Below are 26,186 nucleotides of genomic sequence, written 5' to 3'. Positions count from 1 at the left end.
GCCGGGCGAGCCATCACGGACACTGGTCCCATTGAGCAAGTGCTGCGACTAACATAGGCAGCGGCCCCAGCCTTGCCAAGCGCAACTAAGGCATGCGGTTAAGCATCGGCGTCAATGTGTTTCTTCCAAGGCGAGACGGGCAGGGTGTGGCGAGCAAGCACACGGCGGAGTGCCTGTGCTGCGGTGAGATCGAATTCGGGCAGGAAGTGAGCGAAAAGTGCCTCGACGGGCGATGCCGAGATGCCCAGGGCATCGGCATCGCCGCTTTCCGCCGCGCCAATCATCCGGCCATCTCGAAAGATGCAGGGTTCGGCAGAAAATGCCGCTCGAACAAGACTTTCCGGTATGTGGGAGCGGCTTGCTGCATCGACGGTCGGCCGCGCCTCGCGGCAAGCGCGGACCTGCAGTTCCATGGCCTTGTCCTTCACCGCGATACGCCAGCGTCCATCCCATAAAGTCGGCGTCGCAGACAGTTGCGTGACAGGCAGGTTGCGGTTCTCGCGCCTTATCCAGACACCCGACTTTCGCGCGTCGACCAGCGCGCGCGACAATGCGACGCGCAAGGGGCCGGCTGCGAGGCGGCAGGCGAGAGTGGTCGCACGATCGTGATCGGGCAGGCGAGGCGTGCCTCCGGCAACGGCCAGGAAGATGCGCAGCGCATGGGTCGCCGCGTTGCTGCCGTCGAACATCTCCGGGTCGAGGCGGAAAAGCCCGCGCGCCGGCATGGTCACGAACCGAGCGATCAGCTTCGCGGCCTGTCGGCCAAGCTCGGCCCGCGCCTTTCCTGCCCTTGCGGCCTGATCGGCGAGGGCCCGTACCTCGTTATCTTCGAGAGCGGCGCGAACCCTGACGCGTTCGTAGCGCCGGTTGTCGTTGGTGGGATCGTCGATCCAGTGAATGCCGGCGGCGGCGAGATGGTCTCGCAGCGCCTGCCGGCGGACCTGCAGCAATGGTCTGACGAGCCAGATGCGCTCGTCATAAAGTGTCGCGCGCGCCATGCCGGCGAGACCTAGCCCTTCGCCGCGTCGTGCACGCATGGCGACTGTCTCGGCCTGGTCGTCCATCGTGTGGGCGATAAAGACCGTATCCGCGCCAACGTTATCGGCAGCCTCTGCCAGCAGGCGGTAGCGCGCCTCGCGGGCAGCGGCGATCAGGCCCGTCCGGGGTTTGTCGCCGGTCCAGACCATCGTCCTGTGCTCGACGCCGATCTTTTGGCACAAGGTCGCCACGGCGTGCGCCTCGGCGGCGGCTTCCGTGCGCATGGCATGATCGACCGTCACGGCAAGTACGCGGACAGCTGGTGCCCGCAGGTCGAGGAAATTCTTGAGAAGAAGGAGGAGGGCGAGGGAATCGCTGCCGCCGGAAACGGCTATGACCAGGCTCTGCCGTTGCGAGAGAGCGAGATCGCCAAAGATGCGATCGAGGTCGAGCGCCATTGGCCGCTCGTCAGCAGGAGGCCAGGGCCTGTTCCTGCTTTATGCGCTCGCGCAGCGCGTCGGTCGTATTCGGATAGCGCTGCAGCACTTCAGTGAACGTGGCGCAGGCGACATCGCGCTGGTTCAGCGCAGCCAGTGAAACGCCGAGCTTGAAAAGCGTGTCGGGCGCCTTGCGTGCCTGCGGATAGTCGCGGCTGGCCGCCGAAAAGATTTCGGCCGCCTCGCGCGGCTTCTGTTGTGCCAGCAGTGCCTCGCCCAGCCAGAAATGCGCGTCCGCTGCGTGCTCGCTGTCCGGATACTGGGCCAGCAGATCGCGGAAACCGGTTTCGGCAGTGCCGTAGTCGCCGGAGAGGATGAACTCGTAGGCGTTGCGGTAAAGCTCGTCATCGCCGCCGCTGCCGCTCGGCAGCGCGGCGACCGTCGTGTCCTGATCGGTCTGTTCCGGCAGACCGGCGCCGGTCGCATTGCCGTTCTCATCGAAGGTGATGGTGCCGAAGGTGCGCGGCGGCGCGCCTGTCACCGTGCTGCCGTCTTCAACGCGCGGCGCAGCAGCGTAAAAGTCATCGTCACCGCTGCCCCCGGAGCCGCGGCCAGAGTTGTCGCCGGCTGCGGCGCGATCCTGCCTCGGGGCTGCGCTTCCGGCGTCGGAACGCTTCTGCTCCAGCTCCTGGAAACGAATCTCGTTGTCTTCCTGCATACGGCGCAGCTGGTCCTGCATCTGCAGGATCTGGAAATTCAGTTCTTCCAGAGTGCCGGTGAGCTGGCGAACCTGCTCTTCAAGCTGCGCGACGCGCGGATCCGTCACCTGGGCGTATTGCACAAGCTCGGCGCGGGGCGCGGGTTGTGCTGCACCGGGCAGGCGCAGCGACGGCATCGAAAAGGCGATCGCGGGCGCCGCAGTCGACGTCGGGACGCTTGCTGCGACGTCGCGCGCATGAGCGGCCCCCGACAGCATGATCGGCAGCGCCACGATGCCGCCGAGGAAGGTTCTCAGGAACATGTCAGGTCTCTTCACCTTTGGCTCTTTCGCTGGGTCTAGTGGTCGATCTTGGCCCTTTTATCAGGACCGCCGAGTTCGGCCAAATTTTGTTTCGGGTAATGCAAAAGAGGCGGCCTTGAAGGCCGCCTCCCGCATTTCTCGACGCATATCGGTCCGGTTCAGCTTCCGGCGCCGTTCAGCACGGTGACGGCGCGGCGGTTCTGCGACAGCAGGAGATGTTGTCGCAAACGGCAACCGGGCGTTCCTTGCCGTACGAGATGGTACGGATGCGGTTTGCCGCAACGCCGCGTGCGACCAGGAAGTCGCGGGCTGCTGCCGCGCGGCGCGCACCCAGTGCAAGGTTGTATTCGCGGGTTCCGCGTTCGTCGGCATGGCCTTCGACGGTGATCGCGTAGGTGCCGTACTGGTTCAGCCACTGAGCCTGACGGCTCAGGGTCTGCTGGGCGTCCGCGCGGATCAGCGAGGAGTCGGTGTCGAAGAAGATGCGGTCTCCGATATTCACCGTGAAGTCCTGGCTAGACCCCGGGGTCGCGGAGCCGGCCCCACCGAGGCCGAGATCGCCGGGATTGTTCGGCGTCTGCTTGTTGGCGCAGCCGGCAATCGCCAGCATGGCGATCAGCACAATGGCGGCAGGGTTACGTGTGATGGCTGCGATACGGCGCATGCCGCCTCTCCTTCGCAATTTATTGAATGTGGTGAACGTCTAGTAACCATGTCGCGGTTAACTTGCGCTCAACAAACAGGGTTAACGATGTCCTAATGGCCCGTCCGTGCCATGCCGATCAGACTGTCGACTCACCAGCTTTGTCGCGCACACTAGGCCGAAATGCGGCGGAAACGCGGCGTTTTGACGGGAAGGCGGTTCGACACCGCCTTCCGTTCCAGGGGCTTACGCTAGTCGAGCAGAGGTGACCATGCCGGGTCTGAAGCGAAATTCGGCGTCGGTATCGACTGCTCGTTACGACCGGTCAGGTCGATCGAGAAGAGACGGGGTCCACCGCCGCCCGCAGCTTCGCGGAAGAACATGAGAACACGCCCATTCGGAGCCCAGGTCGGCCCTTCCTGAAGGAAGCCGGAAGACAGGATGCGCTCGCCGGAGCCGTCGACACGCATGACGCCGATCTGGAACTCGCCGCCCGTCTGCTTTGTGAAGGCGATGAGATCACCGCGCGGCGACCACACCGGCGTCGAGTAGGTTCCGTCGCCGAAGGATATGCGCTGCGGGTTCGAGCCGTCTGCGCCCATCACGTAGATGTGTGGGCGGCCGCCACGGTCCGAAGTGAAGACGACCCGGTTGCCGTCCGGCGAGTAGGAGGGGGAGGTGTCGATCGAGTTGGAGCTGGTCAGGCGCGTGGTGGTGCGGCTGCGCAGATCCATCGTGTAGATGTTGGAGTTTCCGTCGTCTCGCAGGAGGCTCATGATCACCTTCTGCCCATCTGGCGAGAAGCGCGGGGCGAAGGTCATGCCGGGGAAATTGCCGACAAGTTCGCGCTGTCCCGTCTCGATCTGCAGCAGGTAGACCTGCGGCTGACCGCTTTCGTAGGACATGTAGGTTATTTCCTGTCGATTAGGCGAGAAGCGCGGGGTCAGAACGATCGATCTTCCGTCGGAGAGCGCACGTTGATTGGCACCGTCCTGGTCCATGATGGCCAGACGCTTGACGCGCTGGTTCTTGGGGCCGGTTTCCTCAACGAAGACCACGCGCGTGTCGAAATAGCCTTTCTCGCCAGTCAGCCGCTCGTAGATGGCGTCGGCGATGATGTGGGCGACGCGTCGCCAGTTCGTTGGGTTGGCGAAGAACTGCTCGCCGACCAGCTGCTGACCCGCGAAGGTATCCCACAGGCGGAATTCGGCGCGCAGCCTGCCGTCGGCTTCCTTGGTAACGCGCCCGGTGACGATGGCCTGCGCGTTGATGACCTTCCAGTCATCGAAGCGGGGCGCAACATCAGGGTTGGTCACGGTCTCGATGAATGCAGCCTTGTCGATCGGGGCGAACAGGCCGGAGCGTTTCAGATCCGCGGTGATGACCGCCGAGATCTCCTGCCCGATGGCGTCCGACGACACGAAATCGGTGATTGCGACCGGCAGAGGCTCGACCACGCCCTGCGTGATGTCGATCTCTAGCACGGCGCGTGCGGGCTGCGAGGCGGCGAGCGCGAGGCCGGCTGCCAGCATTCCGATCTTGAATAGGTTTGTCAGGGATTTCATCATTCGTTTGGCCTCATGGGTCCGATAGGGCTCATGCCGGTTTGATGGCGTTCCATTCAGGTCAGAACATGTCACGCGGGTCGAAGTTCACGACGACTTCCGACCAGGTGTTGTATTTGTCGCTGGGAAGCTGGAAGCCGCGCTGGCTGCAGATGCGGATGGCGCGCGTGGTACTTTCATCGAATTGCCGGTTGCCGCTTGCCTTCTCGATAACCGGGCTCCCCTCAAGGGTGCCCGAGGGGTCGAGACGGAACCGAACCGTGGTCTGCAGGTCAGATGAGCCTTCCGCGCCGACTGGCACATTCCAGCAACTGCGCAGTTGGGCGATGATCGCATCGCGCTCGGTCTGAGTCAGTTGAGCACCGGTGGTTTCCCGGCCGCCGAGCGCCGCCTGTTCATTCGATCGCTGCGCGCCGCCGCCTGACGCGCGATCGCGGTTGAGTAGGGCGGCAACCTGATCCTCGAGGTTCTCGGAGTCGCGGTCGCTGGCGGCGGCTTGCTGACGCTGCTCCCTCTGGCGCTCGGGTTCGCGACGTTCCGGTGTGCGTGCGGCCTGTGCCTGCGGCGGCTGCGGACGCGACTGCGGGGTGGGCGCGCTCGTGGGCAGGCTCACGCTTTCTGTCGCGGGAGCCTCGGCAACCTCGGTTTCCGGTACCGGATCAGGCGCGACTTCCTGCTGCGGGCGGGGCTCGGGAGCAACCTCGGTGGTCGGCACCGGTTCGGGGCGTTCCGGTTCGGCCTGAGGCTCTGGTTCGGGGGCCGGCTCGGGTGCGGGCGTCGGAGGGGTCGGCGCGGGAGGCGGTGCCTCGGCCGTTTCGACGGGCCGCGGCCGCGGTCGGGTGTCGGCGGCGCGGTCGTGTCGACCGTGTTGTCGCCAACGCGCTGCGCATCCTCGACGACATCGGTCCGTGTGGTTGGCGTGGGCGCGGGACGCTCGGCGGCGGGTGCCTCGCGTTCGCCCTGTACGCTTTGCGCGAACTCGGCCATGGGGACGATGTCGACCGGGAAGGACTCGACGTCGGCAACCTCCATCGGACGCGGCGACGACAGCGTGAAGAGCCCGAAGCCCAGCACGACCGTATGCAGCACCAACGATGTCGTCAGCCCGGCCTTCATGCCTTTCAGCTATCCTGTTCCTGCAGCGTCACGAGACCCAGGTTGCGGTAACCTGCCGACGAGATGCGCGCCATGACGCGCATGACCGTGCCATAATCTGCATCGCGGTCACCGCGCACGAAAATACGCTCCTCGTAGCCCGTCTGAGCAATGGCCTGCAGCTTGGGAACGATCTCGTCGATCGCGATCTCGGTTTCCTGAAGGAATATCTGACCTTCGCGATTGACCGATACGGTGATGGGCTGCGTTTCGGCATTCAGAGCGCGGGCCTGCGTTTCGGGCAGTTCGATTGGCACGCCGACCGTAAGCAGGGGTGCTGCGACCATGAAGATGATGAGCAGCACCAGCATCACGTCGACGAATGGCGTGACGTTGATCTCAGACACGAGCTTATGGTGCCGCCCGCGTCGTCTGTGGCCGCGTCCACCGCGTCCGCCGGTCTGGCCGATTGACATTCCCATGGAACCCGCTCCTAAGCCGCCGCCCGCGTGACGACCTTTTCATCGATTTGCCGCGACAGTATGGCCGAGAACTCGTCGGCGAAGCCTTCCATACGCAGTCCGATCTTGCCCGCGTCGGACGACAGTTTGTTGTAGGCGATGGTCGCGGGGATGGCCGCCAGCAGGCCGAGGGCCGTCGCCAGAAGGGCTTCGGCGATGCCGGGCGCGACGACTGCAAGGTTGGTGGCGCCGGAACCCGCAATTGCCTGGAATGAGGTCATGATGCCGATGACGGTGCCGAAAAGTCCGATGAAGGGTGCAGCCGAACCCACGGAAGCGAGGAAGCCGAGCCGCCCTTCCAGACGCTCCATCTCGCGCGTCAGTGCCAGGTCCATCGCCTTGTCGATGCGGGTCTGGAGGCTAAGCGGCAATTTCACGCCCTTTTCGAAACTCTTCTTCCATTCACGCATGGCGGCGACGAAGATCGAGCCCATGCCGGTCGTCTTGCGTTCAGAAAGCGACCGGTAGAGATCTTCGAGCGACTGTCCCGACCAGAAAACCTCCTCGAAGCGGCTCAGCGAAGCGCGCATGCGACCGTAGGAGAGCAGCTTGTCGACGATGATGGCCCAGGTCCAGACCGATGCAGCTATAAGGCCGATCATCACCAGCTTGACAACCCAGCCGGCCTGCATGAACAGGGCCCATATGGAGTGGTCGCCGCCGGGCGCGGCAAGAGCCATTTGTTCCATGAATCCTTAGTCCCTAAAGAGTGTCGGGCATTCGCCAGCGGCTGCCCGTGCGCATCATTCCCTATCGACCTCGGTCCGTCGTCGGTCCGAACTCGCCCTCAATGCGCGGTTTCGGCCTTTTCCGGGCCAAATTTGGTGAAACGAAGGCGCGTCGAATTCACGCGACGTTCACCACGATCTTGATGGACCGTTAAGGTTAAGGATCTGTTATGCGGGTCTGCTCAGGAGCGCGGCATGAAGGCGGCTACCCATTCCCTGGGAAACCTGCGCGGCCGGCCGCTCTCGGAGATGATCGCAGCCTCGACCTTCGCCTCGACGAGCAGCTCCTCGCCGCGCTTGAGTTGTTGCGCCATGAAGATACGCGCGCCGGACACCTTCTCGGTGCGGGTTTCCACAATCAGGATGTCGTCGATGCGGGCAGGGGCGCGAAAATCGATTTCCATGCGCTTGACCACCCAGACGAGCTTTTCGCCATGCTTGCCGTCGGCAAGCTCAGTGTGGTGCACCCCGGCAAGGCGCAGGAAATCGGAGCGGCCGCGCTCGAAGAATTCCAGATAGCGGGCATGATAGACCACGCCGGAAAAGTCCGTGTCGGCATAATAGACCCGCGCGTCGAGGCGATGCCCGTATTCGGTCAGCTCGCCGGAGAGCCCGGCGGGTATCGTTTCGTTAGCGCTCATTCTTCCTGAAACAGGTTGATCTGCTGCTGGGCGATGTTGGCGGGCGCATCCAGCCCCAGATGACGCCATGCATTGGCGGTGAGCACGCGACCGCGCGGCGTGCGCTGGATGAAGCCCTGCTGGATCAGATAGGGCTCGATGATGTCCTCGATCGCGTCGCGTGGTTCGGAAAGGCCGGCCGCGATCGTTTCGATGCCGACCGGCCCGCCGCCGAAATTGCGGGCGATCATGCCAAGATAGCGCCTGTCGAGATTGTCGAGGCCGAGCGCGTCGACCTCGAGTCGCGTCAAAGCCGCATCGGCCACCTTGCGGTCGACAACCTCGGCGCCGGCGACGGAGGCGAAATCCCGCACGCGCCGCAACAGGCGACCGGCGATACGCGGGGTGCCACGCGCGCGCCGCGCAATCTCGGTGGCACCATCGTCGTCCATCGCCAACGACAGGATGCGGGCCCCGCGCCGCACGATCAATTCCAGTTCCTCGACTGTATAGAAGTCGAGCCGCACCGGAATGCCGAACCGGTCACGCAGCGGGTTGGTGATGAGCCCCAGGCGGGTGGTGGCGGCGACAAGCGTGAAGCGTGCGAGATCGATCTTCACCGACCGCGCAGCCGGTCCCTCGCCGATGATGAGATCGAGCTGAAAGTCCTCCATCGCCGGATACAGGATTTCTTCCACTGCCGGGTTGAGACGATGGATTTCGTCGATGAATAGGACGTCGCGGTCCTCGAGATTGGTCAGAAGGGCCGCAAGGTCGCCCGCCTTGGCGATGACGGGGCCAGAGGTCGAGCGAAAATTGACGCCCAGCTCGCGCGCCATGATCTGCGCCAGTGTGGTCTTGCCGAGGCCCGGCGGACCGACGAACAGCACGTGGTCGAGCGCCTCGCCGCGATTCTGGCGGCTTCGATGAAGACTTTGAGGTTGGCGCGCGCCGCCGCCTGGCCGACGAATTCGTCAAGCGACTGCGGACGTAGCGTCTGCTCGACGTCCTCGCCGCGCTTTTCTGCCGATATGAGACGGGGGCGGTGTTCATGGCTTTTTCATTTCACGCGGCGCGCTTCGGCACAAGCCTGCTCACCGCGCCAGTTCCTTCAGCCCGAGCCGGATGAGCTTGGCCGAATCCGCATCCTCGCCGGCGGCTTTCATGGCAGCCGCGACGGCGTTTGCAGCCATGTCGCGCGAGTAGCCGAGATTGGTCAGCGCCGAGATCGCGTCGGCAATCGGCGCCGGCGCCACGCCTTCGCCGATCTCCTGCTTGAAGCCGATCGTGCCGGATGCATCGCCTGCGAAGGCGGGCGCCTTCGATTTAAGCTCGGTGACGATGCGCTCGGCTACCTTCTTGCCGACGCCCGGCGCCCTGGCCACCATGGCGATGTCGCGCAGCGCGATCGCGTTGGCGAGTTCCGAAGGCGACAGGGTCGACAGCACCGCCAGCGCGACCTTGGCGCCGACGCCCTGGACATTGTTTTGCAGCAGGCGGAACCACTCCCGCTCTAGCACCGTCGCGAAACCGTAGAGCCGGATCATGTCCTCGCGCACATAGGTCTCGATGAAGAGCACGGCCGCCTCGCCCCTGCCGGGCAGCGCCGCCAGCGTACGAGCCGGGCAATAAGCAACATAGCCGACGCCGTGAACGTCGATAATGCAGTGATCCTCGTCGATCTCGTCGACCGTTCCCTTGAGCTTGCCGATCATCCCCGCCACCCGCTCGTTGTTTTAACCGGCCGCCGCAAGTGCGGCCGCCGCCAGCCGCCCCGTCACGCTCTGGCGATGGTGAACATGGCAGATGGCGATGGCGAGCGCATCCGCCGCATGGTCGCTGTCGAAGGACGCTCGCGGCATCAGCACGCGCACCATCATATGAATCTGCTTCTTGTCGCCATGGCCGACGCCGATCACCGCCTTCTTGACGGCGTTGGGTGCATATTCCGAAACCTGCAGGCCGGCCAGCGCCGGCACCAGCATCGCGACGCCGCGCGCCTGGCCGAGCTTCAGCGTCGCGGTCGCGTCCTTGTTGACGAATGTCTGCTCGACGGCCGCCTCGTGCGGCATCTGCCCGTGCACGATTGCAGACAGACCGTCGTGGATCTGACGCAGGCGAGATGCGAGGTCGTCCTTGTCGTTCGAGCGCACCGTGCCGGCCGCGACAAAGCGCAGCGTGTTGCCCTGTGCCTCCACCACACCCCAGCCGGTGCGGCGCAGGCCGGGGTCGATGCCGATGACGCGAATCGTGTCGTTCATGATGTCACCCTAGTCCGATCATCGGGCAATGCCATGGAAAAGTGAACAAACCGGCAACAAATGGCAGGGCTGTGTGCTGGACCAGCGTTGCGGTTCCCCCTTGCACTGTCTCGATGGGGTCTCGGGCTGTATCGCCTTGCCGCAACTTCCGATCGCATACAGCCGGACAAGATGAACCTTCCGCCGCTCGACCTTTCAATGATGACCCTGCTGGCAGTCGTGCTCGTTGCCGGCGTTGCCAAGGGACTGTCCGGCTTCGGCACCGGCATGATCGTGGCTCCGGTGGCGGGTGCCTTGTATGGGCCGAAGGCGGCCCTGGTCATTATCGTCATCATCGACTCGCTGCCATCCGTGCCTGTCACGGTGCCGGCGCTGCGTATCGCGCGCTGGCAGGAAGTGCTGCCGGTCACGCTTGGACTGTTCCTTCTGTTCCCGGCTGGCATCTGGCTGCTGACACATGGCGACGAGACGGTGCTGCGCTGGATGATCTGTGGCGCAATCCTGTGCTGCGTCTTCGTGTTGTGGACGGGCTGGCGCTATAAGGGCCCGCGCAACCGGCTCACTTCCCTGGGCGTGGGCGGTGTGGCGGGCGTGCTTTCCGGCGTGGCCTCGATACCCGGCCCGCCCGTAATCGCCTACTGGATGGCGAGCGGGCTCCCGGCCACCATCATCAGGGCCAACCTGCTGTCCCTGTTCCTGCTCGGGGAGTTCGTCTCGATCGGCAATCTCTGGTTTGCCGGGCTGTTCCAGCGAGACGTCGTCACGCTGGGGCTGCTCGCGGCACCCGCCTACTTCGTCGGCATTCTTGCCGGCTGGGCGATGTTTTCCCGAGGCGGCGAGTGGCTCTACCGGATGGTGACCTTCGCGCTCGTCGTCATGGCGGCGCTGCTGGCGCTGCCCGCCTTCGATAGCGTTTTCGATGCAATTGCCCGCCAACTGGCCGGATAGCGACTATCCGCGGGCGAAAGCCGTGTGCAGCAGATTGATCTGGTCAGACACCGGGTTGCCGCGCTGCGGCGCCACGTAGCGCTGGCTCGCCGGCTCGCCGTAGATCTCGTCGTCCATACGACGCACCAGCGCCTGAAGACGCAGCGAATGATCGACGATCGTGCGGAAAGTGTCCGGCAATTCGGTCCAGCCAGCCGTGTCGGTCGGTGCTGAGGTCGTGTCGAGCCGTACCTTGGCCTTCTCGGCGGCCACCTGGTCGCGGGTCATCTCACCGGAGTTCGCAGCGCGCTGGAGCAGCAGCCACGAGGCGATCTGCATCAGCCGTGTCGTCAGCCGCATCGACTCTGCGGCGTATAGTGTCGCGCCGACGCGCGTCAGCGTCTTTGCGGCCGCTCGGCCTTCACCGTCGAGATATTCGGCTGCCCGCTCAACCAGCGTCATGCCTTCGTTGTAGAGGGGCTTGAAGGAACTGGAAAAGACGCGCCTCTCGGCGAGCTTGACCGTGTTGGTTTCCCCGTGACCCTGCTCTTGCATGACCTTGCACCCCGCGAATTTACTGACGCTGCATTCCCTCGTCCGGCGGTCCCGGCTCTCGGTCGCCGGTGCCTAAACGATATCGACCGGACTTTGATCCCTCGGCCTTCCGAAGGCAAGCACGTGTTTAACGAAAGGTTAACGCGGTCGAGATGGCGGAAATAAGGGAACCGGGCATAAAAAAAGAGCCGCAAAGGCGGCTCTCAGGAGTTAACAGGGAGGCGTCAAACGGAGTGGCCCAGCCACTCGGTAAGAATCCAGATCACTGGATGCACACAGTAATGCCATGTAAAGCTTAACTGAAGCTTAACAGGATGGTTAATTTTGATCGAAACTGTATCGATCCGGAACAGATCAACGCTGCGGCACGCCTCATCTTGAGTGCCTGGAAGCGGGTGATTCGTAGTCTCCCGCTTGAAGCAGGTGCTTGACCGCGCAGCGGTTTTTCGCGCTACAAGGTAACCCACGTGTCCGGAGCCCGCCATGTTCGCCCATATCCCGCTGATGATCGTTCCCTTCGTCGTCTTTAACCTCGGCCTTGCGGGGCTGTTCGGCGACCTCGGCGACCCGTGGCAGGCGGAGATGTTCTCGCTGACCATGCTCTCGGGCGGCATATGGGCCATGAGCATCGCCGACATGATCGTGCTGCTTGCGCTGGCGCTGCTGTTCGTCGAGATCGTCAAGGCGACCCGCACGTCGAACGCTTCCGTGGTCGACCACCTGCTTTCAACCTTCGTTTTCGTGGCGTTCCTCGTTGAGTTCCTGCTCGTGCGGCAGGCGGCCAGCTCGCTGTTCTTCATCCTGATGGCGATCACGCTTGTCGACGTTCTGGCGGGGTTCGCGGTGTCGCTCCGTGCGGCCTCGCGCGACGTGAATTTCCGCTAACAGGCCGGAGCAGAGCATGCGCGATTTCGATCAGCCCGGACGGTCACCCGTCATCGCGGAAAACGGCATGGCGGCAACGTCGCACCCGCTGGCTACGGCAACAGCGCTTGCCGTACTGAAGGAAGGCGGCAATGCGGTCGATGCCGCGATCGCTGCTTCCGCGACACTTTGCGTTGTCGAGCCGCATATGACCGGCATCGGCGGCGACTGCTTCGTCATTCTCGCCGAGCCCGACGGAACCGTTCATGGGCTCAACGGTTCGGGCCGCGCGCCAGCCGCCTCCGATCCGGCCTGGTATCGCGACAATGGTTTTGCCTCAATGCCGCAAACGGGCGTTCATGCAGTGACGGCGCCCGGCGCGGTGGACGCCTGGTCTCGCCTGAGTGCACGCTTCGGCACCATGGGGTTCGACCGGCTGTTTGCCGATGCGATCCGCTACGCCGAGGAGGGCTTTGCGGTTCATGCGCGGGTTGCTCGCGACTGGGCGTTGCATGTCCCGGCGCTGCGTGGCGATCGCGGCGCGGCGATCCACTGTCTACGTGACGGGGATGCACCGGCGGCCGGCATCCGGTTTCGCTTTCCGGCGCTTGGCGCGACTTTGCGGGCCATCGCCAAGGACGGTGCAAGGGCATTCTACGAAGGCGAGATCGCGGCCGAGATGGCAGCGACCGTTCGCGGACAGGGCGGCTTTCTCAGCGAAGAGGACCTTGCCGCCGTCGCTGCTGACTGGGTGACGCCGCTCTCCGTTTCCTACGGCGGGTATGACGTGCTCGAAATCCCGCCCAGCGGGCAGGGCGTGACGGCGCTTATCCTGCTGCGGCTGATGGAGGCGCACGGTATCGGCAAGCTCCCCACGGGCAGCGCGGAGCGCTATCACATGGAGATCGAGGCGGCACGCCTCGCTTATTCCGTGCGCGATCATCTGGTTGCCGACCCCGCCACGATGACGCGGACACCGGAGGAGCTGCTTTCCTACAGTTTTATACATTCGCTTGGCGCACAACTGAGCATGGAGCGACGCAATCCGTCCGTTGTCCTGCCGGAAATGGCGCGGTCGGACACGGTCTATCTGACGGTGGTCGATCGCGACCGGCGCGCCGTCTCTTTCATCAATTCGGTCTATAGCGCTTTCGGCTCCAAAGTGGTCACGCCGCGTTCCGGGATCGCGCTTCAAAACCGGGGCGGCTGTTTTACGCTCGAAGAGGGACACCCAAACGAACTCGGTGGCGGGAAGCGACCGATGCACACGATCATTCCCGCGATGGCTATGAAGAATAGGCGTGCTGCAGTCTCTTTCGGTGTGATGGGCGGCGACTACCAGCCTATGGGGCACGCCCACGTCTTTTCCAACCTGGTCGACCGCGGCATGGACGCTCAGGAAGCGCTCGATCACCCTCGGCTGTTCTGGGGCGATGACGGTATTCTCGACGCGGAAGGCGGGATTCCGGCGCAGATCCGCAGCGATCTGGTTGCGCGGGGACATCAGGTGCGCGACGCCGGCGCACCGCATGGGGGCGGGCAGATGATCGTCATCGACGATGAGAACGGGTTCCTCGTCGGCGGGTCCGATCCGCGCAAGGACGGTTGCGCGCTGGGCTGGTAACGCTGCCTGACATCTATTTCTGGAGATACCGATGCAAACCCTGAAGGTGGTCGCCCGACTGTTCCCGCTGGTGGAAAGCGGCGAAAAGACTTCCACCATCCGCTGGCGCGAGCATCGCATCGAGCCAGGCCTGATGACCTATGTCTGCGAAGGCGATGATTGCAGGTCTGCCGTCGTGCGGGTCACGAAATGCACGGACATGCCGCTCAGCGAAGCGGCTACCTTCCTCGGGCGGCAGGAGGAATGGCCCGACGCCGTGATGCTCGAAGGCATGCGCGAGCACTATCCTGAGATCGAGCTGACGAGCATCGTGCAGGTCGTCGAGCACCTGTCGCCGGCGGAAACAAGCGCGCTGCGCGAGGCGAGTGATCAAGACAAACCAACAGGCGCCTGATCAGCGACCGGGCAGAGCCTATCCACGCCCCATCTGGTCGAGTTTGCGCTGCATGGCCGCGATCTGATCCTTCAGGTCCTGAAGGTCGTCAGGCTTGTCGCCGGTAGCGTCTTCCTCAGTCGTGTCCTGCGTCGTCTGCGGAGGAAATGGCGTGAACATGCGCATGGCGTTCTGGAAGAGCTCGACGTTGCGGCGCGTCTGTTCCTCGATCGCCTTCATCGGGGTCGTGATCTTCATCATCTCCATCGGCGACTTGCCGATGGCGTCCTTCATCTGCTCGCGAAAGCGTTCCTGCTCCTTGGCGAACGCCATCATCGACTGCTCGAGGAAGCTTGGCACGACCATCTGCATCTGGTCGCCGTAGAAGGCTATGAGCTGGCGCAGGAACGGGATCGGCAGCATGTTCTGCCCGTCCTTGTTCTCCAGCTCGAAGATGATCTGGGTGAGTACCGGATGAGTGATATCCTCGCCGCTCTTGGCGTCCTGGACGGTGAATTCCTCGCCCTTCTTCACCATTTCCGCCAGATCTTCCAGCGTCACATAGGTGCTGGTGCCCGTGTTGTAGAGGCGGCGGTTGGCGTATTTTTTTATCACCACCGGATCGTCTTTTGCGGGCATTCATGACCTCCCGGAATGCGGCTACACAGACGTCGTACAAGGCCCATCTGCGACCCTGACCGGCAGGATATGCGCAAATGACCGGCAAATGAAAGCGCTTTGTGCAGTGCAAGACCGCCGGCCTCACATTCCGGTTTGACTCGTGCCCGTGATCGGGCAAGAAACATGAGTAGAGGCCAACATGCCAACGAGTTCGAGGAAACCGCCATGTCCGCTCCCGCCATCGTCATCGCCAGTGCCGCGCGCACGCCCGTCGGCTCCTTCAACGGCGCATTTGCAGCAACCCCGGCGCACGAGCTTGGCGCCGTGGCAATCCGCGAGGCGCTTGCGCGTGCCGGCGTCGATGCGGCAGAAGTGGACGAGGTCATTCTTGGTCAGGTGCTGACCGCGGGCCAGGGGCAGAACCCAGCGCGCCAGGCCGCGATCGCCGCCGGCGTTCCGAAGGAAGCGTCCGCCTGGGGGCTGAACCAGGTCTGTGGCTCGGGCCTTCGCACAATCGCCATCGGCATGCAGCAGATCGCCAGCGGGGATGCAGGCATCATCGTGGCCGGCGGGCAGGAATCGATGTCGCTATCCACCCATTGCGCGCATCTGCGCGCGGGCGTGAAGATGGGCGATTACTCGATGATCGACACGATGATCCGCGACGGGCTGTGGGATGCGTTTAACGGCTACCACATGGGCAATACGGCCGAGAACGTTGCCCGGCAGTGGCAGCTCACGCGGGACGAGCAGGACGCATTCGCGGTCGCCTCGCAGAACAAGGCGGAGGCCGCGCAGAAGGCCGGGCGTTTCAAGGATGAAATCGTTCCGGTGACGATCAAGACGCGCAAGGGCGAGGTTGTGGTTGGCGACGACGAGTACATCCGGCACGGCGCGACCCTGGAAGCCATGCAGAAATTGCGGCCCGCCTTCGACAAGGAGGGCACGGTGACCGCCGGTAACGCGTCCGGCATCAACGACGGCGCCGCCGCGGTCGTCCTGATGACGGAAGACGAGGCTCAACGTCGTGGCATCACGCCGCTGGCGCGCGTCGTTTCCTGGGCGACGGCAGGCGTCGATCCGAAAATCATGGGCACCGGCCCGATCCCGGCATCGCGCAAGGCGCTCGAAAAGGCTGGCTGGAAGGTCGAGGACCTCGATCTGGTCGAAGCCAACGAGGCTTTTGCCGCGCAGGCCTGTGCGGTCAACAAGGACATGGGCTGGAACCCGGACATCGTGAACGTGAACGGCGGCGCGATCGCCATCGGTCACCCGATCGGGGCATCTGGTGCGCGCATCTTCAACACGCTGGTCTACGAGATGAAGCGGCGCGGCGCGAAGAAGGGCCTGGCAACGCTCTGCATCGGCGGTGGCATGGGCGTCGCGATGTGCGTTGAAGCGATGAACTGAGCGAATAGGTCGGTAAGGCAATAAGGCGAGTAGGGCCGTAGAGGGAAAGAGCGACCAGAAGCGCCATCCCTACTGCCTTGGTCCCCTATTTCCTTACTCGCTAAATTGGGAGGAGGAACCACATGACCAGGACGGCAATTGTCACCGGGGGCTCGCGCGGCATCGGCGCGGCCATATCGGCAGGGTTGAAGGAGGCAGGCTACAAGGTGGCCGCGAACTATGCCGGCAACGACGAAGCGGCTGCGAAGTTCAAGGAAGAGACGGGTATTCCGGTCTATAAATGGTCGGTCGCCGACTACGACGCCTGCGTCGAGGGGATCAAGCAGGTCGAGGCCGATCTCGGCCCCGTAGACATTCTGGTCAACAATGCCGGCATCACCCGCGACGGAATGTTTCACAAGATGACGCCGCAGCAGTGGCGCGAGGTCATCGACACCAATCTCAACGGCGTCTTCAACATGACGCATCCGCTCTGGTCCGGCATGCGCGACCGCAAGTTCGGCCGCGTCATCACGATCTCGTCCATCAACGGCCAGAAGGGGCAGGCCGGACAGGCCAATTATTCGGCGGCAAAGGCCGGGGATCTCGGGTTCACCAAGGCGCTGGCGCAGGAAGGCGCGCGCGCCGGCATCACGGTGAACGCGATCTGCCCGGGCTATATCGCAACCGAAATGGTCAAGGCGATCGACGAGAAAGTGCTCAACGAGCGCATCATCCCTCAGATTCCGGTCGGCCGGCTGGGCGAGCCGGAGGAGATTGCACGGATCGTCGCCTTCCTGGCGTCGGATGATGCGGGCTTCATCACCGGCTCGACCATTTCAGCCAATGGTGGGCAGTTCTTCGTCTGAGCCACGTTTCTGCTTATGGAAAGAAGCGGCCCCCACGGGGCCGTCTCTTTGGGCGAAGCTGCTGACCCGACGCATGCAACAACCCAGCTGCGAGTGCGCAAGAACAGACTGGTTCCGAGCGTAAGTGGTTAACGCCTGACTGCTGCTCCTGTGGAAATGCAGTGCACAGCCTGTGGAATTACGGTGGAAAAGCGGTGCATGACACAACATCTTGCGGTGAACAAAACAGGAAAATGCATAAGTCAGTGATTCGTCGCCGGTTCGTTCCGTGTTTGGCCGGAACGTTAATGGGCAATGCGCCGACGCAGCCACAGGGTTAACAGTGCGTAAAAAATTCACTAACGAATTCTGAAGCTTGCGGCGCTGTTGACGATGCTAGAGTGCCAATTCAGCAGCTGCTGCCGCAAGAAGTTAACGGGTTTGGTCCCGCCGGGGAAAATGGTTCGTGCGCAGATTCCGCATGTGGTGACTAATGTGTGGCATACCTCTATATGTTGCGGTGATCAAAGCAGGAACATGCGAAAGTCAGTGATTCGTAGCCGGTTCGTTCCAGACTCGTTCCAACCGTTAAAAACGCTGGTTGCTGCGTTGGCTTGGCGAGCCTTACGACCTATCTAGAAGGCGCGCCGGCATCTTCCGTTGCACCGTGCAGACATGCTAACGGAAGCGTCCACCGCTTTGCGGCGCGGCAAGAGGCCGACCTCGTACGATGAACATCCAGACCAGAACAGACGCGCCGCTCGTCCTTTCCGGACGGGATGTCACCGCCGTGCTCGGACCGACCAACACCGGCAAGACCCATCTGGCCATCGAGCGGATGGTCGCGCATGAGAGCGGGGTTATCGGGCTGCCGTTGCGGCTGCTTGCGCGCGAGGTCTATGCGCGCGTGTGCGAGAAGGTAGGGGCCGAGAAGGTCGCGCTGATCACCGGCGAAGAGAAGATCGTGCCGCCCGGCGCGCGCTATTCGGTGTGCACGGTCGAGGCGATGCCGCGCGAGACGGACGCCGCCTTCGTGGCGATCGACGAGGTGCAACTGGCGGCCGACCTCGAGCGCGGGCATATTTTCACCGACCGCATCCTGCACCTGCGCGGTCGGCAGGAGACCCTGCTCCTGGGCTCGGCCACGATGCGCGGCATTCTGGAAAAGCTCCTGCGGGGCGTGTCTGTCGTCACACGGCCGCGTATGTCGCATCTTGCCTATGCCGGCCAGAAGAAGCTGACGCGGTTGCCGCGCCGTAGCGCCATCGTTGCCTTTTCGGCCGACGAAGTTTACGGCATCGCCGAACTGATCCGCCGTCAGCGCGGCGCCGCCGCGTTGTGCTCGGTGCGCTCAGCCCTCGCACCCGCAATGCGCAGGTCGAACTCTACCAGTCGGGCGACGTCGACTATCTGGTCGCGACGGATGCCATCGGCATGGGCCTCAACCTGGACGTGGACCACGTCGCGTTTGCGCAGAACCGCAAGTTCGACGGTTATCAGTACCGCGATCTCAGCGCGGCGGAACTTGGCCAGATCGCCGGCCGCGCCGGTCGCCATCTTCGTGACGGCACTTTCGGCGTCACGGGGCAGGTGGCACCCCTGGACGACGAGCTGGTTGAGCGCATCGAATCGCACAGTTTCGAGTCGGTAAAGGTGCTGCAATGGCGTACGGCATCCTTCGACTTCTCGAGCATCGACAGCCTCAAGCGTTCGATCGAGCGCATCCCGCAGGTGGAGGGCCTGACGCGGGCGCTGCCGGCGGTCGACGCACGCGCGCTCGATCATCTGTCGCAGGACGAGGATGTGCGCCGGCTTGCCACTGACGCCCGTCGCGTCGAGCTGCTGTGGGAAGCGTGTGCTCTGCCGGACTATCGTCGCATTGCGCCCGCGCAGCACGCAGACATCATCGGCAGCATCTATCTGGACCTAGCCCGCAAGGGACATGTCGATGAAAATTACATGGCTGAACAGGTGCACCGCGCCGACACGACCGATGGCGACATCGACACGCTGTCGCATCGGATTGCGCAGATCCGCACCTGGACCTTCGTCTCCCATCGGCCCGGCTGGCTGGCCGATCCGGCACACTGGCAGGAAAAAACGCGCGAGATAGAGGACAAGCTGTCCGATGCGCTCCACGAAAGATTGACGAAACGGTTCGTAGACCGCAGGACTTCCGTCCTCATGAGGCGCCTGAGAGAAAACGCAATGCTTGAAGCAGAAATAAACCCGTCGGGTGACGTCGTCGTCGAAGGACATCACGTCGGCGCGTTGCAAGGGTTCCGGTTCTCGGCCGATCAGGCGGCCGATGGCGAGGATGCCAAGGCTGTCAAGGCAGCCGCGCAGAAGGCGCTGGCGCAGGAGTTCGACACGCGGGCTGAGCGCTTTGCCGTTGCCAGCAATGGCGATTTCGCGCTCGCATCCGACGGACTGCTGCGCTGGATCGGAGCGCCGGTGGCGACGCTGACGGCTGGAGAAGATCCGCTGACCCCGCGCGTGATCCTGCTGGCCGACGAGCAACTCACGGGTCCGGCCCGCGACAAGGTCGCGGCACGGGCCGAGCGTTTCGTGCGCTACCAGATCGAGACGTTGCTCAAGCCGCTCTTTGATCTCCGGAATGCCGAACAGCTCACCGGCATCGCGCGCGGTATCGCTTTCCGGCTGACGGAGAATTTCGGCCTGCTCAACCGGCGCGATGTCGCCGACGACGTCAAGGCGCTCGACCAGGAAGCGCGCGCAGCGCTGCGGCGGTTGGGTGTGCGTTTCGGCGCGTTCCACATCTTCGTGCCCGCGCTGCTGAAGCCCGGCCCGGCCGGTCTGGTGACGCTGCTCTGGTCGCTGGGCAATGACGGCAAGGACAAGCCCGGCTTTGGCGACGTGGTCAATGCGCTGGCATCTGGCCGCACCTCGCTCGTGGTCGAACCTTCCTACGAGCCGACATTCTACCAATTGGCCGGCTATCGCACGCTTGGACGCCGTGCGGTGCGTGTCGATATTCTGGAGCGTCTGGCCGATCTGATCCGTCCCGCGCTTGCGTGGCGGGCAGGCACCGGACCCCGCCCCGAAGGCGCTTTCGACGGCGCAGCCTTCACCGTCACCCCGGCGATGATGTCGATCCTGGGCGCGACCGCCGACGACATGGAAGAAATCCTCAAGGGCCTTGGCTACCGCGCAGAGGCGAAGCCGGCAGCCGAGGTCCAGGCGAGGCTCGATGCCTTCGACACTGCGGAGCGTGAGCGCGTCGCGGCGGCGCAGGCGGCTGCCGATGCAGCCAAGCAGGTAGCTGTCGAAACGCCGGCCGAAGCGCCTGCGGACGAACCCGCCACGGAACCCGTGGCCGCTGGTGAGGCCGAGGGCGAGCCCGCCACCAGTGAGGCGCCCATCGAGCCTGCCGCGCCCAGGGAATCCACTACGGAAGCGACGCCGGCGGCAACCGCCGAAGATCAGCCCGCCGAAGCGGTTTCGAACGCATCTGCCCCCGTACCCGCGGAGGATGAGGCCGTGGTCGAGGAACCGAAGCCGATCCTTCTGTGGCGGCCGGTTCGTCACGATGGCCGCCAGCGCCATGGACGTGGGCGAGGCGCGCCCAATCACGGCCCCAATCAGGGCAAGGGCGAACAGCGGCGTGAGGGTGGCGAGCGTCAGGGTCGTGGCGGCGACGGGCGCGATCGTGAGCGGGAGCGCGGCAAGAAATTCAAGGGCAAGGGTGACGGCCGGCGCGACGAGCGCCGCGGCAATGACCGTCCCGGCGGCAAACCGCGCGAAGAGCCGCCGGCGAGGATCGATCCGGATTCGCCCTTCGCCAAGCTCGCCGCACTGCGTGAGCAGCTCAAGAAGTAAATGTCGGGCGAGGGTCGCCAGCGCATCGACAAGTGGCTGTTCTTCGCACGCGTCGTCAAATCGCGATCGCTTGCGGCGAAGGTCGTCCAGTCCGGCCGGGTACGGCTAAACCGCGCCAAGATCGACCTGCCGTCCCAGCAGGTCAAACCCGGCGACGTGCTCACGATCACGCTCGAACGCCGGGTGATCGTCTACCGCGTGCTCGAGCCGGGCACGCGGCGCGGCCCTGCCGAGGAAGCGCGTACGCTCTACGAAGACCTGACACCGCCGCCCGCGGGCGGCGGTGAGGCCGTGCCTGACGCGATCGCGCCGGTTCGCCCGCAGGGCAGCGGCCGACCGACGAAGAAAGATCGTCGCCGCATGGACGCGCTGCGGGACGACGAGTGAATTCGGCCGTGGTGGAATTTCATTTCCCAAGCAGTCGATTGCGCGCATACGCCACCCTTGCGCGGTTGCCGCAAAGGCGTTACCTCACCGCCGATCGTACAAGAATGCTGCCGGCCGGAGCCGTTTCATGACTTATGTCGTCACCGACAACTGCATCAAGTGCAAGTATATGGATTGCATCGAGGTGTGCCCGGTCGACTGTTTCTACGAAGGCGACAACATGCTCGTCATTCACCCGGACGAGTGCATCGACTGTGGCGTTTGCGAGCCTGAATGCCCTGCAGATGCCATCAAGCCGGACACCGAACCGGGCCTTGAAAAGTGGCTCGAGATCAACACCGAATATGCCTCCAAATGGCCCAACATCACGGCCAAGAAGGACGCGCCGGCCGACGCGAAAGAGTTCGACGGCGTCGAGGGCAAGTTCGAAAAATACTTCTCGCCGGAGCCTGGCGAGGGGGACTGATCGAGCGGGAATTGACGTAACGTCACAATCGTCCTGCCGTTACCGTATCGCGCTACTTGCCGTGGCGGGGTTGTTCGCGCATGCGGCAAATTGTTGATTCTTTCGACTTTTTATGTTACAAACAATCAACATGCCGATGACAGACGTCGATTTATGGCGCAAGCGCTCTAATCATTGAAAGGCTGAAGCGTTTCCGGAACAGTCAAGCTGGGCCGGGCAGGTGTTTTGACACCGGGTCCGGGCCAAGGGCTTCTTTCGGAATGCTTTGCTCGTCTTGTCTCTGGCAGTTGGCTGGCCGGCTCATCGGCCATGGTCTGGGCACGAATCTTCCAGTTCGCGCCTCAAGGACATAAAAAGGAGTACAGGGCGTATGGCAACCCAGCAGAAGAAATCCGCGACAAGACAGGGCTTCAAGACCGGCGAGTATATCGTCTACCCGGCGCACGGCGTCGGACAGATCGTCACGATCGAGGAGCAGGAAGTCGCGGGCCACAAGCTGGAACTTTTCGTCATCGACTTCCAGAAGGACAAGATGCGTCTTAAGGTGCCGGTCGCCAAGGCGACGTCCATCGGCATGCGCAAGTTGTCTGAAACCGACTATGTCGATCGCGCGCTGAAAGTCGTGCAGGGCCGCGCGCGCGTCAAGCGCACCATGTGGTCGCGCCGTGCGCAGGAATATGACGCAAAGATCAATTCCGGCGACCTGATCTCGATCTCGGAAGTGGTGCGCGACCTCTATCGCGCCGAAAACCAGCCCGAGCAGTCCTACTCGGAGCGCCAGCTCTACGAGGCGGCGCTGGACCGCATGGCGCGCGAGATCGCGGCCGTGAACAAGATGTCTGACACCGAGGCGGTGCGTCTCATCGAGACCAACCTCAACAAGGGTCCGCGTCGCGGCGCCAAGGCCGACAACGAGGAAACCGAGCAGGAAGAAGCGGCATAAGACGCATTTCCGCAGATTTGACCTGACAGAACCCGGCTGCTTCGGCAGCCGGGTTTTTTTCGTTTGTGAATGCCCGCTGGCCGGGACGCACGTGCTGCTGCCGCTCACGTCTTTGTGCGCCGGAAGGCGTCGCCTATGGCTGGCGGCGACGGGAGGCAACTTCTATCATAGCTGGATGGAACTTTTACGGCCGTTGACGCGTATTCCTTGTTCGGGAGCGTGACATGGACGATCCAGCAAAGCGAAGCATGATCCGGGAGGCGATGCGAGCGCCCTATCTGGCGCGCGAGGAGGAGCATGAGCTCGCCCTGCGCTGGAAGGAGAAGGGCGATCAACAGGCGCTTCACCGCATAGCGGTAGCCCATATGAGGCTCGTGATTTCCATGGCTTCAAAATTTCGCCATTTCGGCCTGTCGATGAACGACCTCATTCAGGAAGGTCATGTCGGCCTGCTGGAAGCGGCGGCCCGTTTCGAGCCGGAGCGGGAAGTGCGCTTCTCGACCTATGCGACGTGGTGGATCCGCGCTTCGATGCAGGACTTCATCCTGCGCAACTGGTCGATCGTCCGTGGCGGCACGTCATCGGCCCAAAAGGCTTTATTCTTCAATCTGCGTCGTCTTCGTGCGCGTCTTGCGCAGGATTCGCGAATGCTGTCGAACGACGCGCTCTACAACGAGATTTCGGCAGCACTTGGCATCGCGGCGGCCGACGTCGCGACGATGGATGCACGTTTGTCCGGTCCCGATACTTCGCTGAACGCACCCGTTGCGGCTGACGGAGATACCGGTTCCGAACGGATGGATTTTCTCGTTTCCGACCAGCCGCTCCCCGACGAAGTCGTGGGTTCTCGCATTGATGAGGAGCGGCGTGCGCAATGGCTGAGCCAGGCTCTGGCAACGCTCAATCCGCGCGAACTGCGTATCATCCGTGAGCGCAGGCTGCGCGATGAGGGTGCAACGCTGGAGGCGCTGGGGGAGAAGCTCGGCATCTCCAAGGAGCGTGTGCGCCAGATCGAAGGCCGCGCGCTTGAAAAGCTGCGTACGGCACTGGTGAATATCGATCCCGCAGTGGTTCGCAGCGCAGCCTGAGACCTGATATAAGCCTTACCTGTCGGTGATGATCTTCACCTTGCTGCCGGCCGACACCGTCGCGCCGGAACTCATGGCGTTGATGAGCCGGAACATGTCCATCTTCCGGTCGACACCCTGCATCTGGGCGGCAAGGGTAGCCACGGTCTGTCCTGCGCGGACCGTTACCACCCGGACTCGAAGCGGACGCAGCGATGCTTTTTCGGCTGCGGTCAGCGTGCGGAAGCTGCTGCCGACCTGGCTCGCTATAGCATCGAGGGCGGTGCTGGCTGCCGGCGCTGCGGTCAGCAGGCGATAGACCTCACCTGCGGCACGGATCACGGTCACGTCGAACTGCCAGCCTTCGGCGCTTGCGCGGGCGGAAACAGCCTCGTTGCCGTTGATTGTGGTCTGCCGGATGCTCGATGTGTCGAGGCCCGCGACCCAGCCGCTGCGTACATAGTCGGCGAGCGAAACGCGCCGGTCGATCGACACGCCATCGAAGCGAATGGCCACATCGCCCGGCCCGGCGGCGGTCACGGCTGCCGCCGTGTTGTCGATCACGAAGCCCTCGGGCACCGAAAATGCCACGCCAAGTTTCGGGTGCATGAAGGTCAGCCCACGCACGAAGCCTTCTTCCGGCGTGTCGCCGAACAGCATGCCGTCAAGGCCTTCCAGGAACTGGTCGCGGTCGCGCGTGCCCGTACCCGGGGCTCCGTACTGACGGGCGTGGCGAAGCGCGAGCTCTATGCGCTGCGGCGCAGTCGGGTGACTTGCCAGAAAGTCGAGGTTCTCGTCGACGGCACCCGTCACGTTGCGCGATGCGCTGTAGGACGCCATCGACTGCAGGAAACGTGCCGAGGCAAACGGATCGTAGCCGGCGCGCGCGATTGCACGGATGCCGATCGCGTCTGCTTCCAGCTCCTGATTGCGGGAGAATTGCGCAAGCCGCAGCTTGCCGCGCACGAGCGCCACCCGTGCGGCGGGATCGCTGCCAAGAACGTCGTTGACCACCTGCGAGGCCAAAACCTCTTCGGCTTCCTTCTGTTGGCGCTGGATGCCGTGATTTGCGGTCACATGCGCCATTTCGTGCGCCAGCACGGCGGCAAGCTCGGCCGAATCGTTGGCGAGCGCCAGCAGTCCACGCGTCACGTAGAGATAGCCGCCCGGCAATGCGAAGGCGTTGATGTTGGGCGAATTCAGTATGGTGATCTGGTAGGTCTGGTTCGGGTTTTCGGGGTCGAGCGTCAGCGTGCCGACGACCCTGGCGACCATACGCTCCAACTTTCGATCGGAATATTCACCGCCGTATGTCGCGAGAATGCGCGGATGCTGCTCGCGCGCGATCGCCGCCATGCGGTCGTTGCGGGTGACCGTATCGACGGTAACTGGATTGGCAGAGGGCTGGAACGCGTCGCTATTGCCAGTCGCGCCTTCGAGCACCTGGCAGCCTGCAAGCGAAGAAATCAGGCCGAGCAGGATCATTCCGCGCCGCAGAGCGCAGCCCGGTCCGGTTTGGGACCGGAGCTTCAACTTATCCTGCATTGGCGTGGACAGCTCGTTGTCCTTTCATCGAATTCGATGGTTCAGAAACGGTATAAAGGCAAAAGGGTTGCAAACGAGCTAAGCCAGAGTCCCGCTACGGAAACAAGCCACGCGCTTCGGTTTGCTGGATTTGACCGGGAATTGTGTCGGCTTCCGGGCAGGGATATCGGGAAGCTGGCCGTCAGGCTCCGATGTAAGCCCTGAACGCAGCAGGCGCATTGTCCGAGAACATCTTTTCCGCTGCTGCGTAGGCAGCGATTCTTCCGTCTTCAATGAAAGCGACTTGGTCGGCGAGCGCTTCGGCGTCGTCAGGGTGGTGGGTAACCATCATGATCGTCATGCCCCGTTCTGCGTGCAGCTCGCGCACCAGTTCCAGCATCTCGCGGCGCAAGGCGGGCCCGAGCGAGGCAAATGGTTCGTCGAGCAGCAGCACCGGGCGGTCGCGCACCAGCACGCGCGAAAGCGCCACGCGCTGGCGTTCTCCGCCAGACAGTTCGGCGGGTAGGCGCCGTTCCTTGCCGGTGAGCCCCGTGCGAGCAAGAGCGGCAGCGACGTCCTCGCGATCCCTGCGCGACAGGCGGAGTGACGCCGATCGTCCGAGACCGACATTGCTGGCCACGTCCAGATGGGCAAAGAGATTGTTCTCCTGGAAGATCATGGAAACGGGACGTCTGGCCGGCGGCATGGTCGTTGCATCGAGATCGCCTATCAGCACATGGCCGGAGGCCGGCATCTCGAAGCCCGCTACAAGGTTGAGCAGCGTCGATTTTCCCGAACCGCTCGGCCCCATCACAGCGACGATGGAGCCCGTCCCGACAGCGAGGTCGAAGGTCATCGAGGTATCGCCATAGCTGAAGGTGACGTCATC

At 63.5% G+C, this 26,186-nt stretch carries 23 protein-coding genes and 3 pseudogenes; 11 read left to right on the top strand and 15 right to left on the bottom strand.

The features are described 5' to 3' along the window. Positions 1–98: 98 nt before the first annotated feature. From tilS to ruvC, 11 genes and pseudogenes are all read right to left on the bottom strand, one after another. Complete coding sequence (gene tilS, locus HK436_RS26575) at positions 99–1,436, bottom strand: tRNA lysidine(34) synthetase TilS (RefSeq protein WP_173194674.1); 1,338 nt, start codon at positions 1,434–1,436, stop codon at positions 99–101. A gap of 10 nt (positions 1,437–1,446) precedes the next feature. Continuing rightward, the gene (gene ybgF, locus HK436_RS26570; protein ID WP_312860769.1) at positions 1,447–2,406 is read right to left on the bottom strand and encodes a tol-pal system protein YbgF; all 960 of its coding nucleotides are present in this window, start codon (positions 2,404–2,406) and stop codon (positions 1,447–1,449) included. A 188-nt stretch (positions 2,407–2,594) separates the two neighbouring features. After that, a pseudogene (pal, locus tag HK436_RS26565) lies at positions 2,595–3,100 on the bottom strand (peptidoglycan-associated lipoprotein Pal). A gap of 230 nt (positions 3,101–3,330) precedes the next feature. Further along, positions 3,331–4,611, bottom strand: coding sequence for a Tol-Pal system beta propeller repeat protein TolB (gene tolB, locus HK436_RS26560; RefSeq protein ID WP_244649477.1), 1,281 nt, complete (start codon positions 4,609–4,611; stop codon positions 3,331–3,333). A 94-nt stretch (positions 4,612–4,705) separates the two neighbouring features. After that, positions 4,706–5,359, bottom strand: a complete 654-nt coding sequence (gene tolA / locus HK436_RS33260; protein WP_312860768.1) for a cell envelope integrity protein TolA — start codon at positions 5,357–5,359, stop codon at positions 4,706–4,708. A 406-nt stretch (positions 5,360–5,765) separates the two neighbouring features. Continuing rightward, positions 5,766–6,221 (bottom strand): protein TolR, encoded by a 456-nt coding sequence (gene tolR, locus HK436_RS26550; protein ID WP_173194672.1) that lies wholly within the window; start codon positions 6,219–6,221, stop codon positions 5,766–5,768. Positions 6,222–6,232: 11 nt separating this feature from the next. Next, complete coding sequence (gene tolQ, locus HK436_RS26545) at positions 6,233–6,949, bottom strand: protein TolQ (RefSeq protein WP_173194671.1); 717 nt, start codon at positions 6,947–6,949, stop codon at positions 6,233–6,235. 221 nt (positions 6,950–7,170) lie between these two features. Next, complete coding sequence (ybgC, locus tag HK436_RS26540) at positions 7,171–7,629, bottom strand: tol-pal system-associated acyl-CoA thioesterase (protein ID WP_173194670.1); 459 nt, start codon at positions 7,627–7,629, stop codon at positions 7,171–7,173. Continuing rightward, positions 7,626–8,641 (bottom strand): annotated as a pseudogene (gene ruvB, locus HK436_RS26535) (Holliday junction branch migration DNA helicase RuvB). The gene ybgC and the pseudogene ruvB overlap by 4 nt, the downstream one beginning before the upstream one ends. Before the next feature lie 61 nt (positions 8,642–8,702). Continuing rightward, positions 8,703–9,323 carry a Holliday junction branch migration protein RuvA gene (gene ruvA / locus HK436_RS26530; RefSeq protein WP_173194669.1) on the bottom strand — a complete coding sequence of 207 codons (621 nt, stop codon included), beginning with the start codon at positions 9,321–9,323 and terminating at the stop codon, positions 8,703–8,705. A gap of 21 nt (positions 9,324–9,344) precedes the next feature. After that, positions 9,345–9,869, bottom strand: coding sequence for a crossover junction endodeoxyribonuclease RuvC (ruvC, locus tag HK436_RS26525; protein ID WP_173194668.1), 525 nt, complete (start codon positions 9,867–9,869; stop codon positions 9,345–9,347). A 171-nt stretch (positions 9,870–10,040) separates the two neighbouring features. On the opposite strand from ruvC, the gene HK436_RS26520 reads away from it, so the two are divergent. Further along, positions 10,041–10,817, top strand: a complete 777-nt coding sequence (locus HK436_RS26520; RefSeq protein WP_173194667.1) for a sulfite exporter TauE/SafE family protein — start codon at positions 10,041–10,043, stop codon at positions 10,815–10,817. 3 nt (positions 10,818–10,820) lie between these two features. Here HK436_RS26520 and rcdA read toward each other — a convergent pair whose 3' ends face one another. Beyond that, the gene (gene rcdA / locus HK436_RS26515) at positions 10,821–11,351 is read right to left on the bottom strand and encodes a protease adaptor protein RcdA (RefSeq protein ID WP_173194666.1); all 531 of its coding nucleotides are present in this window, start codon (positions 11,349–11,351) and stop codon (positions 10,821–10,823) included. Positions 11,352–11,834: 483 nt separating this feature from the next. On the opposite strand from rcdA, the gene HK436_RS26510 reads away from it, so the two are divergent. From HK436_RS26510 to HK436_RS26500, 3 genes are read left to right on the top strand one after another with little or no spacing between them, the layout of a single operon-like run. Beyond that, on the top strand, positions 11,835–12,236 hold the full coding sequence (locus HK436_RS26510) for a hypothetical protein (RefSeq protein ID WP_173194665.1): 402 nt from the start codon (positions 11,835–11,837) through the stop codon (positions 12,234–12,236). A gap of 16 nt (positions 12,237–12,252) precedes the next feature. After that, positions 12,253–13,839, top strand: coding sequence for a gamma-glutamyltransferase family protein (locus HK436_RS26505; protein WP_173194664.1), 1,587 nt, complete (start codon positions 12,253–12,255; stop codon positions 13,837–13,839). 31 nt (positions 13,840–13,870) lie between these two features. Continuing rightward, positions 13,871–14,233 (top strand): ASCH domain-containing protein, encoded by a 363-nt coding sequence (locus HK436_RS26500; RefSeq protein ID WP_173194663.1) that lies wholly within the window; start codon positions 13,871–13,873, stop codon positions 14,231–14,233. 18 nt (positions 14,234–14,251) lie between these two features. On the opposite strand, the gene phaR is transcribed toward HK436_RS26500, so the two are convergent. Then, positions 14,252–14,851 (bottom strand): polyhydroxyalkanoate synthesis repressor PhaR, encoded by a 600-nt coding sequence (gene phaR, locus HK436_RS26495; protein WP_173194662.1) that lies wholly within the window; start codon positions 14,849–14,851, stop codon positions 14,252–14,254. Positions 14,852–15,058: 207 nt separating this feature from the next. Between phaR and HK436_RS26490 the strand changes: the two genes are divergently transcribed. The 7 genes and pseudogenes from HK436_RS26490 (at position 15,059) to HK436_RS26460 (ending at position 23,794) form a co-directional block, all read left to right on the top strand. After that, on the top strand, positions 15,059–16,243 hold the full coding sequence (locus HK436_RS26490; protein WP_173194838.1) for an acetyl-CoA C-acetyltransferase: 1,185 nt from the start codon (positions 15,059–15,061) through the stop codon (positions 16,241–16,243). A 122-nt stretch (positions 16,244–16,365) separates the two neighbouring features. Continuing rightward, complete coding sequence (gene phbB, locus HK436_RS26485; protein ID WP_173194661.1) at positions 16,366–17,091, top strand: acetoacetyl-CoA reductase; 726 nt, start codon at positions 16,366–16,368, stop codon at positions 17,089–17,091. A 709-nt stretch (positions 17,092–17,800) separates the two neighbouring features. After that, positions 17,801–20,910: pseudogene (locus HK436_RS26480) on the top strand (helicase-related protein). Next, a complete protein-coding gene (gene hslR, locus HK436_RS26475) occupies positions 20,911–21,297 on the top strand; it encodes an Hsp15 family ribosome-associated heat shock protein (RefSeq protein WP_173194660.1) in 387 nt (128 codons plus the stop codon). Between the two features lie 127 nt (positions 21,298–21,424). Beyond that, complete coding sequence (fdxA, locus tag HK436_RS26470; protein ID WP_173194659.1) at positions 21,425–21,763, top strand: ferredoxin FdxA; 339 nt, start codon at positions 21,425–21,427, stop codon at positions 21,761–21,763. Between the two features lie 370 nt (positions 21,764–22,133). Next, positions 22,134–22,706, top strand: coding sequence for a CarD family transcriptional regulator (locus HK436_RS26465; protein WP_173194658.1), 573 nt, complete (start codon positions 22,134–22,136; stop codon positions 22,704–22,706). Positions 22,707–22,930: 224 nt separating this feature from the next. Continuing rightward, positions 22,931–23,794, top strand: a complete 864-nt coding sequence (locus HK436_RS26460) for an RNA polymerase factor sigma-32 (protein WP_173194657.1) — start codon at positions 22,931–22,933, stop codon at positions 23,792–23,794. 15 nt (positions 23,795–23,809) lie between these two features. Here the strand turns inward: HK436_RS26460 and HK436_RS26455 are convergent, their stop codons facing one another. Further along, positions 23,810–25,258: a M48 family metalloprotease gene (locus tag HK436_RS26455; protein WP_173194656.1), complete on the bottom strand. Its 1,449-nt coding sequence runs from the start codon at positions 25,256–25,258 to the stop codon at positions 23,810–23,812. A gap of 241 nt (positions 25,259–25,499) precedes the next feature. Next, positions 25,500–26,153 (bottom strand): thiamine ABC transporter ATP-binding protein, encoded by a 654-nt coding sequence (thiQ, locus tag HK436_RS26450; protein ID WP_173194837.1) that lies wholly within the window; start codon positions 26,151–26,153, stop codon positions 25,500–25,502. Positions 26,154–26,186: the final 33 nt, after the last annotated feature.

Origin of the sequence: Neoaquamicrobium sediminum, from assembly GCF_013240295.1 — a bacterium.
Lineage (GTDB): Bacteria > Pseudomonadota > Alphaproteobacteria > Rhizobiales > Rhizobiaceae > Aerobium > Aerobium sediminum.
This window is presented reverse-complemented; position numbering and strand designations above follow the sequence as displayed.

Coding starts and splice junctions, on each gene's coding strand:
- tolB (WP_244649477.1), bottom strand. CDS start 4,611: ATGCTGGCAGCCGGCCTCGCGCTCGCCGCCTCGCAGCCCGCACGCGCC.
- fdxA (WP_173194659.1), top strand. CDS start 21,425: ATGACTTATGTCGTCACCGACAACTGCATCAAGTGCAAGTATATGGAT.
- rcdA (WP_173194666.1), bottom strand. CDS start 11,351: ATGCAAGAGCAGGGTCACGGGGAAACCAACACGGTCAAGCTCGCCGAG.
- HK436_RS26510 (WP_173194665.1), top strand. CDS start 11,835: ATGTTCGCCCATATCCCGCTGATGATCGTTCCCTTCGTCGTCTTTAAC.
- ruvC (WP_173194668.1), bottom strand. CDS start 9,869: ATGAACGACACGATTCGCGTCATCGGCATCGACCCCGGCCTGCGCCGC.
- HK436_RS26520 (WP_173194667.1), top strand. CDS start 10,041: ATGAACCTTCCGCCGCTCGACCTTTCAATGATGACCCTGCTGGCAGTC.
- ruvA (WP_173194669.1), bottom strand. CDS start 9,323: ATGATCGGCAAGCTCAAGGGAACGGTCGACGAGATCGACGAGGATCAC.
- phbB (WP_173194661.1), top strand. CDS start 16,366: ATGACCAGGACGGCAATTGTCACCGGGGGCTCGCGCGGCATCGGCGCG.
- ybgC (WP_173194670.1), bottom strand. CDS start 7,629: ATGAGCGCTAACGAAACGATACCCGCCGGGCTCTCCGGCGAGCTGACC.
- HK436_RS26455 (WP_173194656.1), bottom strand. CDS start 25,258: ATGATCCTGCTCGGCCTGATTTCTTCGCTTGCAGGCTGCCAGGTGCTC.
- thiQ (WP_173194837.1), bottom strand. CDS start 26,153: ATGACCTTCGACCTCGCTGTCGGGACGGGCTCCATCGTCGCTGTGATG.
- HK436_RS26500 (WP_173194663.1), top strand. CDS start 13,871: ATGCAAACCCTGAAGGTGGTCGCCCGACTGTTCCCGCTGGTGGAAAGC.
- tolR (WP_173194672.1), bottom strand. CDS start 6,221: ATGGGAATGTCAATCGGCCAGACCGGCGGACGCGGTGGACGCGGCCAC.
- HK436_RS26460 (WP_173194657.1), top strand. CDS start 22,931: ATGGACGATCCAGCAAAGCGAAGCATGATCCGGGAGGCGATGCGAGCG.
- hslR (WP_173194660.1), top strand. CDS start 20,911: ATGTCGGGCGAGGGTCGCCAGCGCATCGACAAGTGGCTGTTCTTCGCA.
- tolQ (WP_173194671.1), bottom strand. CDS start 6,949: ATGGAACAAATGGCTCTTGCCGCGCCCGGCGGCGACCACTCCATATGG.
- HK436_RS26490 (WP_173194838.1), top strand. CDS start 15,059: ATGTCCGCTCCCGCCATCGTCATCGCCAGTGCCGCGCGCACGCCCGTC.
- HK436_RS26505 (WP_173194664.1), top strand. CDS start 12,253: ATGCGCGATTTCGATCAGCCCGGACGGTCACCCGTCATCGCGGAAAAC.
- tilS (WP_173194674.1), bottom strand. CDS start 1,436: ATGGCGCTCGACCTCGATCGCATCTTTGGCGATCTCGCTCTCTCGCAA.
- HK436_RS26465 (WP_173194658.1), top strand. CDS start 22,134: ATGGCAACCCAGCAGAAGAAATCCGCGACAAGACAGGGCTTCAAGACC.
- phaR (WP_173194662.1), bottom strand. CDS start 14,851: ATGCCCGCAAAAGACGATCCGGTGGTGATAAAAAAATACGCCAACCGC.